Consider the following 13,725-nt stretch of genomic DNA (forward strand, 5'->3'; position numbering starts at 1 on the left):
GACAAGTGTTCACAGTGACGTTGTTCTGCCAAAGAAGAGATCTGCAATCTTGGCAACGTCAGACCAATCCACGACGCCGTTTCCGTCAAAGTCGGCAGCGGCATCGGGCTTGGTAGTCCCCTGGACCATTCCGGCGACGATCGTCACGTCTGCCCAATCAACGGTGCCATCTCCGTTGAGGTCGCCCTTCGTGGGGGCGGACTGGGCTTTGACAACAATAACCTTGCTCATGATGTTATTGTTCTCATTGCTCTCGGCAATCCGGTTGACATCATCTACGGTAGCTTTCACGGTATGAGTTCCCGTGATGGCCTTCCAGGTTGCACCGACCGAGCCGCCGTTTGCAGTCAGCGTGATTGACGCACCAGGGGCAAGCGAACCAGTATGGGTGTCGGACCAGACACCGGGACCGGCGGCGCCGTCATCAAACGTGAAGAGGACGCCGTGCTTTACGCCCGCAGGTGTCGGGGCGCTACCCTGGTTCTTGATGGTGGCCTGGAGGGTCACCGCATCCCCGGCGGCCGGATTGGCTGGCTTCCAGGAGATGTTGGTCACCACAAGGTCCGGCTTCCCGGCGGGAGCCGGCGTGGTGGTGGGGGTCGGGGTGGGCTTCGACGCCGCACCTTTGACTACAATCTGCTCAGTCTTACTGTTGTTGTTCTCATTGCTCTCGGCGATCCGGTTGACGTCATCTACGGTGGCCTTCACGGTATGGGTACCCTCGAGGGCTTTCCAGAGCGCACCGGCTGAGCCGCCGTTTGCGGTCACTGTAACCCATGAGCCCGGAGCAATAGACTCCGTGTGGGTATCGGACCATACCCCTGGACCGGCAGCGCCGTCATCAAACGTGAAGAGGACGCCGTGCTTTACGCCCGCGGGTGTCGGGGCGCTACCCTGGTTCTTGATGGTGGCCTGGAGGGTCACCGCATCCCCGGCAGCCGGGTTGGCCGGCTTCCAGGAGATGTCGGTCACCACAAGGTCCGGTTTCCCGGAGGGAGCCGGTGTAGCGGTGGGAACCGGGGTTGTCGGTGTGATTGTCGGTGTCGGTACCGGTGAACCGGTGCGTGTCACCTTCACGTTCTGAAGAGTCACCTGACCGGCCGGGACCGTGTTTGCAATTGTCACACCGGAGGAGGTCGCAGGGAGCGTACTGGAGACAATCTCCATGTCCTTAACACGGACATTCTTGGTTCTGTAACCTTCGATCACGAACGGCTTTGAGGAGTTGGAGACAATCTGGCCAGAGAAGACAGTGTTTATGTTCTCTTTGGCCCAGACCAGCGTCTCAACCCGATCACCCGAGGCGTAGATGCTCACCTCGGCATTGTCGAACTGGCCGTTGGTGCCCCCGAGGCTCGAACCCTTACCTTTGTACCCGATCGGGTCGATCAGGTGGAAATTCCGGATCTTGATGTTGTTTGCAAGGTCAACCTGAAGGCCGTAGCCGTTCGTGTTGATGCTCGTGCAATTCTCCATCACCGTGGAGGGGTTAAGCGAACGGGACGGGACACTGTAGTAGCCGGCCGGCACTCGATAGGAGAAGTCAGTCCTACCGATACCGGTGTCCTTCTCGACACAGTTGTAGAGTTTGCCGCCGTTGGTCGTATAGAACCCGTTCATGGAGTTGCCTTCCGCCGTACAGTTGATGAACGTCACATCAGCGTTCGGAGCGTAGTAGCCGCACCCGAAGTAGTGGGTCGACATGTCGTTTGGATTGTAGGCCCGCGTTGGGAAAGGCTTCTGCCCGTTGTTTCGGCTCACGCAGTTCTCAAGGACCGCGTTCGTCACCTTGGGATCGAACTCGAAGTGGAACCCGGACTCCAAGGTCCCTTCCGCAAGACAGTTCGTCACGCGGAGACCGTCCATGTCATTGAGTTCGGCAAAGTCGAACCCGGTGATCCAGGGATTGAACTGCCCGTACTTACCGCAGTTGATCGCGGAGCAGTTGTCATAGCGGACGTTCTTGATCACCTTGTTCGTCGAGCCCCAGGCGTTGTGGAGGAACCCGTAGGTCCCGGTGTCCACAGCCTTGCAGTTGACGAACTCGACATCCTCAAGGGTCGGCGCATAGACGGTTGGATCGTGGATCAGGATGAAGACCGACTGGATGCTTGCATCCGCAGTTCCTGTAATGTTGTGGATCTTTGCGTGGCTTGCCCGGACGGTCATCACACCGAGCCATTTGGCGTTGGCGGTGTGGCCGGTCCCCTTGATGTGGAACCCGTCCACAGTAACGTACTCACGGTCGATGTTGATGCGCCCATCACGGGTGAACTCAAGGAACGTCGCATCCGGCCCCTCCCCAGCGAGCGTTGCCCTTGCTGGGGGGGAGATGATCCCGGGACACTTGTACGTTCCACTGGAGAGAAGGACAACACCACCGGATGATGGCAGGGCATTCAGTGCTGCCTGAATCTCCACATGATCGTTGACCCCATCACAGACATAGTCAGCCGCGGCTTTATCAGCCGCACTGCTGTCGCTTGCCGCGACAATGACTGTGGGGGTCGTCTCGAGCGCTCCGACAATCGGGACGAGCCCGACGATCAGGAGAGCTGCGATTAGCAACTTGGTTGTCCGTTTGTCTCGCATTATCTCACCTCTCGGGAGATACAGCATTATCTGACAAACCTGATTTAAAATGTTTTTTAAATTAAACAAACAAACACAATCACACTAAAATTTAAAAAAACTGATAAATTTCTTTAAATCAACTTTTTTCATATGTCAGCCATCATCAACATAAAATGAAAAATACTAAATATAGTAACAAAAATTTGCGCACATACCTTATAGTGTGCGTCCAGACAGGTCACGTTCTACAAACATACGGAAATTCAGACGGATTTGGAGTAATTGACCGGATAACTCAATATGCTCAAGAATTCAAAGAGGTCGTCCGGTCAAACGATCCGGCAATCCGTCATCCCTGCCGCATCATGGCGAGGGAGAGGCCGCCCGGAACAGGAGGGGTCCGTCAGACAAGAAAAAAGTAGTTCTCTTGGGGCTCGACGCCCCAAAACAATACCGCACAGTCTATTGCGTCCTCGAGGTGACCGCCACATTCTCAAAGGTCACCGCACCGGCAGGCACCGAATTCGAGAGGATAACGCCATTCGAGTAAGGCGCGAGACTTGCGGAGACAATCTCCATATCTTTAATTCGAACTGCCCGGGTACGATCACCCTCAATCACAAAAGGCTTTGGGGCATTTGAGATGATCTGGCCAGAATATTCGACATTTTCATTATTTCTGGCCCAGATCAACGTCTCAGCCCGGTCTCCCGACGCATAGATATTAATCACCGAATTCGCCAGCGGTCCCCCGTAGGAGCCCCCAAGATTAGTTGCCTTTCCGTCGATTCCGGCGGGGTTTATAAGGTGAAAACCGCTAATCCAGACATCACTTGCAAGGTCAATCTGGAGGCCATAGCCGTTTGAGTCGATACTCGAACAGTTCTCAAGCACCAGGGACGGGGCTATTGACTGGGTTGGGGCGGCGTAAAACGATGCAGGCTGGACGATCCGATAGTCAGTCTTTCCAGCACCGACATTTCGATCGATGCAATTGTAGAGTTTACCGCCGTTCGTTGCGTAGAACCCATACCGACTGTTCCCCTCGGAGTAACAGTTGATGAAGGTGATATCACCACGGGGAGCGTAGAACCCGCACCCGAAGTAGTGGGTTGACATGTCGTCCTCCCGGTAGGGTTTCATCGGGTAGGCTTTTTGCCCGTTATTCTTGCTGATACAGTTCTCAAGGATGCAATCGCGTTTTTGGGGCTCCCATTCAAAGTGGAATCCGGACTCCAGGGTCCCCTCCGCAAGGCAGTTTGTTACGCGAAGACCCTCGATATCGTTTAACTCTGCAAAGTTGAATCCGGTCACCCAGGGGTTGAATTGCCCGAACTTGCCGCAGTTGATAGCCTCGCAGTTCTCGTAGCGGACGTTTCGGATCACCTTGTTCGTTGAGCCCCAGGCGTTGTGGAGGAACCCGTAGGTTCCGGTGTCTACAGCCCTGCAGTTGATGAACTCAACATCCTCAAGGGTCGGCGCATAGATATCTGGGTCGTGGAGCAGGAGGAAGACCGCCTGGGTGCTCGCATCAGCTGTCCCCTCGATACCAAGGATCTTTGCGTGGCTCGCGTAAATGGTGAGCACACCCAGCCAGGGTTCTTTCCCGGTTCCTGAATAACCGGTGCCCCGTATGTGGAAGTTACAGAGAGTGACTGATTCATTGGAGACGAGAAGCCGTCCATTTTTGGTAAACTCAAGGAACGTCGCATCAGGACCTTCCCCACGGAGCATGGAGTCCGCACGCGGGTAGATACTCCCGGCGCAATTAAACGTACCTTCGGTCAGGGCGACCGTGCCGCCCGACGATGGCAGACGCTCGAACGCCCTCTGGATATCGAGGTGATCATCGGTCCCATCACAGTGGATATCAGCCCGGGCCTTTGAGGCAGGGCTGCTATCTCTTGCCGCGACAACGACCGTCGGCCCGGGGACCTCCGGGGGCACCACCGGTGTTGTGGGGATCGGTGTGATCGGTGAGGGAGGGAGAGGGGGGGGTTTTGGGACCGGCGGAAAGAAGTGCATAAACAGCACAACAGCACCGATTACAGCCACCAGGAACGCGATGGCAATGAGAATGCGCTTCTCTTTGGCTCCCAGATGCAGTCTCGTTGGCATGGAACTATGACCTACCCATTACTCGTTCAGCGTCGTCAGGGCGCCATGGCCGTCTAATCGCGGGACCAAGAGAAGTCCCGGCGTCTTCTGCCTGACGTATACCCTATGATAGCCAAGTACCATTTAAGGTTTTAGAAAGGAAACAGGCAGAAGGGCAGCCACTTCAGTGGGGAGGAGCGGTCGCCCGGCACATCCTCACCAATAAAGGCGACTCGATAGCGATAGTGAGGAACAGCGGCATCTCTGGACCAGGAGGTATCCTTCACTATGGTCTGCGGCGCTTGCGGAACAGGAGCACCTGGAATAGTCTACGCATCTATTCGGTACTGTTCGCCGGTAACACCTCAAGCCTTGAGAGATCCACACCCAAAGCCCCATCGTCCTCAGCCAGAACAGGGTGTGCGGCATCAGAGACAATCCTCCCGGAGTATGTGACATTTCTATTGTTCGCTATGTACAGCAACGTCTCCAGTCCTCCTCCCGACGCGGAGAGATCGATAGTTGAGTTAGAGACACCCGCATCGATCGTTGAGTTCACCAGGAGGGTTCCGGAGGGGCATCCCAGGATCGACCCGATGCCGTCGACACCTGCCGGATTCGTCATGGTGAAGTTCCGGATAAGGGCATTCTCCGTACCGCAGACGAAGATACCCCAGCCACCGGAGTCAGCGCTCTTGCAGTGCTCCATGACAAGGGATGGGTTCTCGGAAATGGGCATCGACTGGAGGATACAGTACGATATGGGTGCTACAGGGAGGTCTGCAATCCGGGTGCGCCCGGTGCTGCTCTCGGTACAGTTGTAGAGGAGCATACCGTTTGGGTTGACGATAAAGTAACCGAACATACTGTTACCTTCGGCATGACAGTTTATCAGAGAGACCTGACCTCCAGGGAGGTAGAAGCCGGATCCAAAGATGCTCGGGTCGCCGATACGATACGTCTCGGGACAGGGCTTATTTCCGTTATTCCGACTTGAGCAGTTGATGAGGACACAGTCCCGCTTCACCGGGTCCCACTCAAAATGGAATCCGGACTCCAGACTTCCCTCAGCAGAACAGTTGCTCACCCAAAGACCTTCGATGTTGTTTAACTCTGCAAAGTCAAAGCCGGTCACCCAAGGATTAAACGCCCCGTTTCTACCGCAGTTGATTGCCTGGCAGCTTTCGTAACGGACATCGCGGATCGTCGTATTCTCCGTTCCCCAGGCGTTATGAAGGAACCCGTAGGTCTCGGGATCCACGGCCCTGCAGTTTACGAACTCGATATCCTCGAGAGGAGGAGCGTAGACATTCGGGTCGTGGAGCAGGAGGAAGACCGCCTGTATACTTGAGTCAGCCGTACCGGTGACATTATAGATACGAGCGTGACTTGCATAGATAGTAAGCACGCCAAGCCACTGGCTGAGATCAAGAGTCGTTTCTGTGCTCAGATTTTTATAGCCGGTCCCTTCGATGCGAAAACCATCCAAGGTAACACGCACCTGTGAGAGATTGAGCCTCCCGTTCTGGCTAAACAATATGATTGTGGCATCCGGTCCCTGGCCGGAAAGCGTCGTTCCTGCCGTCGGGGCAATGCTTCCTGAGCAGTTGAACGTGCCATCTGAAAGGACAACCTTACCGCCGTCCGGAAGGGCGGAAAGCGCCATCTGAATTTCCACCTGGTCATCGAAGCCGTCACAGGTGTAGTTGGCCTGCGCCTTTGATGCGGGGTTGCCGTCGCTTGCCGCAACATACAGTATTGTGGGTACGGCAACAGCACCCTGGACAAGCAGGAGACTGAGAGTTATACCGATAAGGAGGGAGATTGATCGGCATTTGCCAGCGGCGTGTATCCGGGCTGGTTCTGCCAGCCAGGCATGCAGATAGGTGATCATTGTGCTCCCTGGATAACGTATGGATTACCGGGCATAGCCACCGGGCTCCACCCAGTATAGCAATAGGGATATAAAAATCAATGGGCAGACAAATCGGCCATTACATCAACCACGAACCTGGTTTTCGCTCAGTTCTACAGAAATCTCCATTGGTCCCGTGTGCTCACCTGACGGCCGGGATCAGAATTATGTGAACACTTTGGAGGGTTCTTAATTCTACAGAATAGATGATCAACTACGAAGATCGATTCCACTGCAGGAGCAAAGATCGAGGACCGGAGAGACCGAATGGCAGGCCGATACAGGGCGCCGGTGGAATTGTATATATTGGAATACAATATTTATTAGAATATATGTCAGGAAAGAAGGAAGTCACCATCGGGATCACCGTCAACCTCGAGAATTATGAAAACCTCCGCCTCGAGGTCGAAGGAGATGTAGAGACTCACGAGGATGTGGACGACCTTATCGCGTTCCTTGACGGGATACTTGCCCGGCTCGGGCGTGGCGATCCGGCAACCGCCGAACGGGTGGATGCATACCGCAGGCGTGTCCTGGTAGCAAAACCCGCAGAGCAGACGAAAGCGGCCGCAGAGGTAGAACCTGCCATCCCGACAGCACCGACGATGGTGAAGGGTGAGCCGGCGCAACAGCAAAAGGAGAGTTCCTGTCCCCCGGTGGAGGTCATTGAGACGGCTATTCCGCCGGCCCCGGAGCAGCCGCAACCTGCGAATATTCCAAAACCGCCCGAAACCTCAGAGGAGAAGGCCCCGATTGCTCAAAAACCAGAGCCCGACCAGAAACAAGCTCCAGAAAAACCGGAGCAAACGGAAGGTAAGCCGGCAGCTGCACCGGCAGGTGACGTCTGCGAATTATGCGGGGCAGAAGTGACGAAATCCCAGGCAAAGCTCTCCCAACTTTTCATGAGCAAGACGCTCTGCAAGAAATGCATGGAACAGCCCTAAACCCATTTTTGATTGCGCAATGAGGATATCACAACCTGGAGGTTATAAATACTACAATATCCGAGGATTGTATGATGAAGAGGAACCTGCTCATGTGGGATGAGACGCTCTTTCGGGACCCCGAAGTCTTCGAGATCGATTACGTCCCTGAGCAGTTTAACCATCGCGATGCTCAAATGCAGGAGCTCGCCTTCCAGATACGGCCGGGCCTGCGGGGCGTCCGACCTCAGAACACCATCTGCCGGGGCCTCCCGGGAACCGGGAAGACGACAAGCGTAAAGAAGATCTTTGCCGAGATCGAAGAGGCGACAAAGAAACTGGTCCCGGTCTACATCAACTGCCAGATCGACAACACCAAGTTTGCCATCTTCTCTCAGATCTACCGACGGATAACCGGCCACCTGCCTCCAGCATCCGGCACATCCTTCAAACAGGTCTTTGACGCCATAGCCCGACACCTTCAGCGGGAGGAGCAGGTGCTCCTTGTAGCGCTCGATGATGCAAACTATCTCCTCTATGAAAACGAGATCAACCAGGTTCTTTATCCCCTGCTCCGCTCTCATGAGACCTATCCGGGGGTTCGGATCGGTGTTATCGCCATCGTCAGCGATATGTCCGTCAGCCTGCAGAGCGAGGTGGATGCCCGGGTGGCGTCGGTCTTCCGTCCCACCGAGATATACTTCCCCCCCTACTCGGAGGGGGAGATCCGTGCCATCCTCGAAGAGCGGGTCATACAGGGGCTCTACCCGAATGTTCTCCGGCGCGAGATGCTGGACCTCGTGGTTGAGCAGACCATGAAGAGCGGCGACCTCCGGGTCGGCATCGACCTTTTGAAGCGGGCGACCCTGAACGCCGAGAAAGCGGCCCGTCGCTCAATCGAGCGGGAGGATATCTGCAAGGCGTATGAGGTCTCGCGGTACCTGCATCTGGCCTACTCGATCCGGGCGCTTAAAGCGGAAGAGAAGAAGGTGCTCGGCAGAATTGCCGAGATGTCGATCCGTGATCAGGAGATGAACGCCGGTGATGTCTACCGTTTCGTCAAAGAGAAAGTTGGCGTCAGTTACACCAAATACTACGAGATGGTCAGGAAATTCGACGCAATGCGCCTCTTAAACCTCCATTATCGCCAGGGTCGGGGGCGGACCCGGTTGATCAGCCTCCGCTATGATCCCAAGCGTGTGCTGGAGCAACTGGGATTGGAGCAGACAGCAGCGTCATAAGCCTTTCATAACCCACCTTCGACTGCCTCGGAGGCGGGTGATATATCCCGCTATCCGCAACCGATTGATAACCCTTATCTGTTCTGCCACCGCTTGTACTCTGATGAGGTTTTCCACATGCTCAGCGTGAATGAACTGGCACTGGATATTTTTGAGGAACTCTTCGAATATGCCGAGGAATTCCATGCCGTCCCCCATGAGCTCGACAACGGCGCACGCATTATAGACTGCGGCGTCAGTACTCCCGGCGGATACCGGGCCGGAAAGCAATTCACCGAGATCTGTTTGGGTGGACTCGGTGATGTTAACATCACAATGGGCCGGATCAAAGACGTCCCAATCCCGTTCATCGAGGTCAGCACAGACTTTCCGGCCATTGCATGCCTTGGCGCCCAGAAGGCGGGCTGGACGATCAACGTCAACAAGTACTTTGCCATGGGCAGCGGCCCTGCACGGGCGCTCTCGCTCAAGCCCAAGCATACCTACGAGGTCATCGACTACGAAGACGAGTTCGACTACGCGGTCATCTGTCTTGAGAGCGACCACCTCCCGAACGCCGGTGTGATGGAGAAGATCGCCGAGGCATGCAATGTGGATGTGGCAAACACCTGCGCGGTCGTCGCCCCCACGGCATCGATTGTCGGCTCGGTTCAGGTCGCCGGGCGCTGCGTCGAGACAGCAGTCTACAAGTTAAACGAACTCGGCTTCGACACGAAGAAGATCACCGCCGGTATCGGCCACGCCCCGATTGCCCCCGTCAAGAAGGACGGCACGAAGGCGATGGGGAGCACCAACGACGCAACGATCTACCATGGCAGCATCATGCTGACGATGAACGCCCCAGAGATCAAGGACTACCTTGAGAAGATCCCAAGCAACAAATCCAAGGGGTACGGAAAACCGTTCTACGATATCTTCAAGGAAGCCAACTTTGATTTCTACCAGATCGACACCTCGCTCTTCTCTCCGGCCGAGGTCGTCATCAACGAGCTCTCCGAGGGTGTTGTCTACCACGTGGGAGCCGTCAATCCCGAAGTGACGCTGAAGTCCTTCGGATTCATCTAACCATTTTTTTGACGCGGGAGATCTCATCCCGCCCAAGATAGCACCTGCTTCAGAGTTATCCATACCCCCTGAACACCGCGAAAGCGCGATGAAACCCCTGACAGGGCAACAACGTTTATCCCTTACGATGCGAAACACTATAGAGCATCCACGGGCTTGTGGTCTAGCTGGTCATGACGTCGCCCTTACACGGCGAAGATCCCCGGTTCGAATCCGGGCAGGCCCATTCCAGTATGGCCCTGCAGCGGCAGGGTCATCTCGATCGTTTTTGATCCACCATGCGGTCTTCAGGGAAGTGTGACAGCCCCTAGCCCGGGGTGTAGGTCACAATCTATGCCATGGTCAAGTCGACCGAGGTCATGGTTGCCACCGATTGAGAAAATCCCACCTTTTTCCACGCAAGGCGGCAACACATAAATAGACCGGCAGCCGCTATGCCCATACCCCGGGACGTTGAGGTGCCGGAGCCATGATGCGAGAGGTCTCATCTCTTCTGATCGCGGTCATCATCTGTATCATACTCACCGGTGCCGTCATCGTCTACATTACCCTCCAAGACGGGGGCGCACCTCCCTCTCCAGGGCTGACCGGCCCGTCTCCGACCCCAACATCAGGGATACCGGTCGCGACAGAGGCATCGGAACCAACAACGGCCCCCCGTACATTCTCCATCAGCGTGACGCCCACAACCGTCACAGCCCGGCCCGGAGATCCGGTCAACTTCACGCTCACGGTGCACCCCGAGAACGGCTTCGCCGCACCCGTCAGGATTGAGGTCTCTGCTACGGCTCTCGACGGCGCGTACCGCGATACCAGGGACCTCGGCACGGTCTCCCCATCCTACCCGCCGGTCACATATATGGTCATAACCCCTGATCTCCCGCCTTTCGTCTCCACAACGACAGTGGACGCCACGGTGAGAGCAACCGGGGAGGGGATCGTCCAGACCAAGCAGGTGCAACTGATTATCCGCAGATAGGGTAGGTATGATACCGACCAACACGGCTCATCCAGGCACTGCGTGGAGCTTTCAAACCATACCTTTCGCACTCATAGCCCCACACTCCAGAGGCTTTTTGAGAGAGTCCCAAATTGCCCACGAATCCCTGGAGATGGTCCGAAACAAAGACCATTTCTGAGCGGTCCATACGGTCAGCAGAGAGGTTAGGAGAGTTGGCTGCCGGTATGGAGTGAGGAGAGGATCTCAAAAATTTAGAGAGATTATCGCAAACCCCACAATTTCCACTGGAGATTTAGACGCAGACACTGGAGCGGCCCGGAGGGGTTGGCACACCGCATCCAACCGCCAGCGCCGGATACCATTGAGCTCGCGTCTCCATCAAGACCGATCGCCACCATCCGATGTCGGGAGAGATATCGCAGGCAACCTGGGTGATGTCCGGGTAGAAACCGAATGAGCATGCCCAAGGCCTACAGGAGATCGCGCTTTCAGTGCCTGATAGAGGATTACGGGGCGAAAAGAGGCTTAGCAGGAGAGGAGTTACCCATCCTCTCCCACGACGTCGAACCAGACCGGGTCAGGGCAGTCCGGCCGGCCGCCATAGTTGATGGTGATCTCCTCGTCTTTCTCTATGGTCCGATGTGCATAGATGCGGATCTCCCCCCGGGGAACGTCGCAGATATGATCTGCATTTGCATGGTAGGAGTGATTGTAGAGAGACCCATAACCCAGCGCCACGGCGGCAAGTTCCGGGTCTTTCCCCCAGGCAAAGTAGTAGTCAAAGAGGCGCGTTTGGTCAAGGAGTTTCTGATCATCTGCTCCACCAAGCACGATCACCGGGCAGACCTCGATCAGCTCACCGGCATCAATCCTCCTGCGGGCGAAGACGCCCCGTCCACGACCGCTCGACGAGCTGATATACACGGAATCGGAAGGGTAGATAGCCCAGCCCATCTCTGCAACATTATCCGTCATGGTATCGCTGTAACTGCGTACGAAGTACAGTGGTGGGTTTTGTTTGTGTAAAAGGGATGCGCAAGGCTCAGCCAGGCGGATTGAGATCCCGGCAAAATCGCCCAGGGATCAAGAACACCAACCGCCTGCGCGGAAAGTAGGTCCCGCACCAACCCGGGAGCAGGGCCATTAAGCGAAAGAGTGTTGTACTTGCACGACCCCACAGCGTATCAGGAGGCAGAGAGAATCGGCGACATCATCGTAGCGCAGGACCTCGAGAAGCGGTTTGAAGACCTTGTTGCGGTCGACCGTATCTCCTTTCGTGTCAGGGAGGGAGAAGTCTTTGGGTTTCTCGGCCCCAACGGGGCAGGAAAGACGACGACCATGAAGATGATCCAGTGCATCTCCCCTAAGACCGGCGGAACGCTCGAGGTCTTTGGCATGGACGTGGATACTCACCAGCAGGAGATCAAGAGCCGCCTCGGCGTGGTGCCTCAGGAGACCAACCTCGATCCGGATTTCTCAACCTACCAGAATTTGCTGGTCTATGCACGCTATTTTGGTATCCCCAAGCATGAGGCGGAGCGGCGAGCCGAAGAACTCCTTGCGTTTATGCAACTGGAGGAGAAACGGGATGTCCTGATCGAGAAACTCTCCGGCGGGATGAAACGCCGGCTGATCATCGCCCGAGCACTCATCAACGAACCAAGACTGCTCATACTCGATGAGCCCACCATCGGGCTCGACCCGCAGGCACGGCACCTGATCTGGGAGAAACTCCGGAACCTGCAGGCGAAAGGTAACACCCTCGTCCTCACCACACATTACCTTGACGAAGCAGAACGCCTCTGCGACCGGCTTGTGATCATGGATCACGGGAAGATCCTCGTTGAGGGGGCGCCGGCGGACCTCATCCGGGAACATGCCGGAAGCGACGTCGTCGAGGTCAAGCGGGTGGAGACGGCAGTCGCTCGCCTGGACGAGCTCGGCGTGGACTACGACCTTGCCGGGGATGTGGTCCAGGTCTTCACGGATAACCCCCATGAGATTGCACGCGACCTGCTCGAGGTCTGCCGGCACAAAGCGGCGGTGACGGTCCGCCCCGCAACTCTCGAGGATGTCTTTCTGCGGCTGACCGGCCGGAGCCTGCGGGAGTGAAGAGACGATGGTCGAGATCAGCAGCAGGGTATGGAGCGTCTGGCGGAGAAACTGGGATGCGTTTCTTCGAACCTACCGGGTGAACTTCATCCCACCCTTCGTCGAGCCGGTGCTCTACCTCCTGGCACTTGGGTTTGGGCTTGGGACCTACATAGAGGCTGTGGACGGCATACCGTACCCGGTCTTCATCGCACCGGCCCTCGTCTCGATATCGGTGATGTATTCGGCCTTCTTTGAGTGCACCTACTCGTCATATGTCCGGATGTACTACCAGAAGACGTTTGACGCCATCATCGCAACACCCGTCAGCATCGATGAGGTGATCGCCGGGGAGATGCTCTGGGGCGCGACCAGGGGGATGATCTATGCGGCGCTGATGCTCCCGGTGCTCGTCATCTTCGATGTCGTGGCCATGCCCTCATCCTTGCTCCTCATTCCCTTCGCGTTCCTTGCCGGTCTTCTCTTTGCGGCGATAGCGATGTGTTTTACGGCGATCACGCCGAGCATCGATGCGTTGAATTATCCGTCATTCCTCTTCATCACCCCGATGTTTCTCTTCTCAGGGACATTCTTTCCCCTCGACCTCCTGCCGCAGCCGGTCCAGTACTTCGCCCTTGCCGCCCTCCCGCTCACGCATATCGTCAGCGTCAACCGGGCGATCACCCTCGCTGCATTCTCGCCGATCAACCTCTTCAGTCTCGCCTGGATTGCCGTGGCGACGCTGCTCTTCTTTCTTCTCGCTATCAGGCTGATGCGAAGGAGGCTGATCGTCTAACTCTCTCACGTTAGAAGGATTCACGGAGCGCGTCTGCACAACCGCAGAACAACGTCAGCTGA

General features: G+C 56.1%; 10 protein-coding genes and 1 tRNA gene. 7 read left to right on the top strand and 4 right to left on the bottom strand.

What is annotated here, in order from left to right; translation table 11 throughout:
* Positions 1-9 precede the first annotated feature (9 nt).
* From MCUTH_RS06015 to MCUTH_RS06025, 3 genes are all read right to left on the bottom strand, one after another.
* A complete protein-coding gene (locus MCUTH_RS06015; protein ID WP_066957711.1) occupies positions 10-2,592 on the bottom strand; it encodes a CARDB domain-containing protein in 2,583 nt (860 codons plus the stop codon).
* Positions 2,593-3,036: 444 nt separating this feature from the next.
* Positions 3,037-4,692: a hypothetical protein gene (locus MCUTH_RS06020; protein WP_066957100.1), complete on the bottom strand. Its 1,656-nt coding sequence runs from the start codon at positions 4,690-4,692 to the stop codon at positions 3,037-3,039.
* Positions 4,693-5,008: 316 nt separating this feature from the next.
* The gene (locus MCUTH_RS06025; RefSeq protein WP_191092831.1) at positions 5,009-6,565 is read right to left on the bottom strand and encodes a hypothetical protein; all 1,557 of its coding nucleotides are present in this window, start codon (positions 6,563-6,565) and stop codon (positions 5,009-5,011) included.
* Between the two features lie 353 nt (positions 6,566-6,918).
* Here MCUTH_RS06025 and MCUTH_RS06030 point away from each other — a divergent pair, with 353 nt between their 5' ends.
* From MCUTH_RS06030 to MCUTH_RS06050, 5 genes are all read left to right on the top strand, one after another.
* Positions 6,919-7,530, top strand: coding sequence for a hypothetical protein (locus MCUTH_RS06030; protein ID WP_066957103.1), 612 nt, complete (start codon positions 6,919-6,921; stop codon positions 7,528-7,530).
* Between the two features lie 74 nt (positions 7,531-7,604).
* Positions 7,605-8,750: an ORC1-type DNA replication protein gene (locus MCUTH_RS06035; RefSeq protein WP_066957715.1), complete on the top strand. Its 1,146-nt coding sequence runs from the start codon at positions 7,605-7,607 to the stop codon at positions 8,748-8,750.
* A gap of 117 nt (positions 8,751-8,867) precedes the next feature.
* On the top strand, positions 8,868-9,815 hold the full coding sequence (mch, locus tag MCUTH_RS06040; RefSeq protein ID WP_066957108.1) for a methenyltetrahydromethanopterin cyclohydrolase: 948 nt from the start codon (positions 8,868-8,870) through the stop codon (positions 9,813-9,815).
* A gap of 152 nt (positions 9,816-9,967) precedes the next feature.
* Positions 9,968-10,041, top strand: a tRNA-Val gene (locus tag MCUTH_RS06045).
* A gap of 243 nt (positions 10,042-10,284) precedes the next feature.
* Positions 10,285-10,794 carry a hypothetical protein gene (locus MCUTH_RS06050; protein ID WP_066957111.1) on the top strand — a complete coding sequence of 170 codons (510 nt, stop codon included), beginning with the start codon at positions 10,285-10,287 and terminating at the stop codon, positions 10,792-10,794.
* A 522-nt stretch (positions 10,795-11,316) separates the two neighbouring features.
* Here MCUTH_RS06050 and MCUTH_RS06055 read toward each other — a convergent pair.
* Positions 11,317-11,751, bottom strand: coding sequence for an SET domain-containing protein (locus MCUTH_RS06055; protein ID WP_066957114.1), 435 nt, complete (start codon positions 11,749-11,751; stop codon positions 11,317-11,319).
* A 225-nt stretch (positions 11,752-11,976) separates the two neighbouring features.
* Here MCUTH_RS06055 and MCUTH_RS06060 point away from each other — a divergent pair, with 225 nt between their 5' ends.
* Both MCUTH_RS06060 and MCUTH_RS06065 read left to right on the top strand, forming a co-directional pair.
* Positions 11,977-12,888: an ABC transporter ATP-binding protein gene (locus tag MCUTH_RS06060; protein WP_066957716.1), complete on the top strand. Its 912-nt coding sequence runs from the start codon at positions 11,977-11,979 to the stop codon at positions 12,886-12,888.
* A gap of 7 nt (positions 12,889-12,895) precedes the next feature.
* Positions 12,896-13,663: an ABC transporter permease gene (locus MCUTH_RS06065; protein ID WP_066957117.1), complete on the top strand. Its 768-nt coding sequence runs from the start codon at positions 12,896-12,898 to the stop codon at positions 13,661-13,663.
* Positions 13,664-13,725: the final 62 nt, after the last annotated feature.

Origin of the sequence: Methanoculleus thermophilus (genome assembly GCF_001571405.1) — an archaeon.
Taxonomy (GTDB): domain Archaea; phylum Halobacteriota; class Methanomicrobia; order Methanomicrobiales; family Methanoculleaceae; genus Methanoculleus; species Methanoculleus thermophilus.

Bases quoted from the DNA above. Each gene is read 5' to 3' on its own strand.
- MCUTH_RS06025 (WP_191092831.1), bottom strand. From the start codon at position 6,565: ATGATCACCTATCTGCATGCCTGGCTGGCAGAACCAGCCCGGATACAC.
- MCUTH_RS06050 (WP_066957111.1), top strand. From the start codon at position 10,285: ATGATGCGAGAGGTCTCATCTCTTCTGATCGCGGTCATCATCTGTATC.
- MCUTH_RS06030 (WP_066957103.1), top strand. From the start codon at position 6,919: ATGTCAGGAAAGAAGGAAGTCACCATCGGGATCACCGTCAACCTCGAG.
- MCUTH_RS06015 (WP_066957711.1), bottom strand. From the start codon at position 2,592: ATGCGAGACAAACGGACAACCAAGTTGCTAATCGCAGCTCTCCTGATC.
- MCUTH_RS06020 (WP_066957100.1), bottom strand. From the start codon at position 4,692: ATGCCAACGAGACTGCATCTGGGAGCCAAAGAGAAGCGCATTCTCATT.
- MCUTH_RS06055 (WP_066957114.1), bottom strand. From the start codon at position 11,751: ATGACGGATAATGTTGCAGAGATGGGCTGGGCTATCTACCCTTCCGAT.
- MCUTH_RS06035 (WP_066957715.1), top strand. From the start codon at position 7,605: ATGAAGAGGAACCTGCTCATGTGGGATGAGACGCTCTTTCGGGACCCC.
- mch (WP_066957108.1), top strand. From the start codon at position 8,868: ATGCTCAGCGTGAATGAACTGGCACTGGATATTTTTGAGGAACTCTTC.
- MCUTH_RS06065 (WP_066957117.1), top strand. From the start codon at position 12,896: ATGGTCGAGATCAGCAGCAGGGTATGGAGCGTCTGGCGGAGAAACTGG.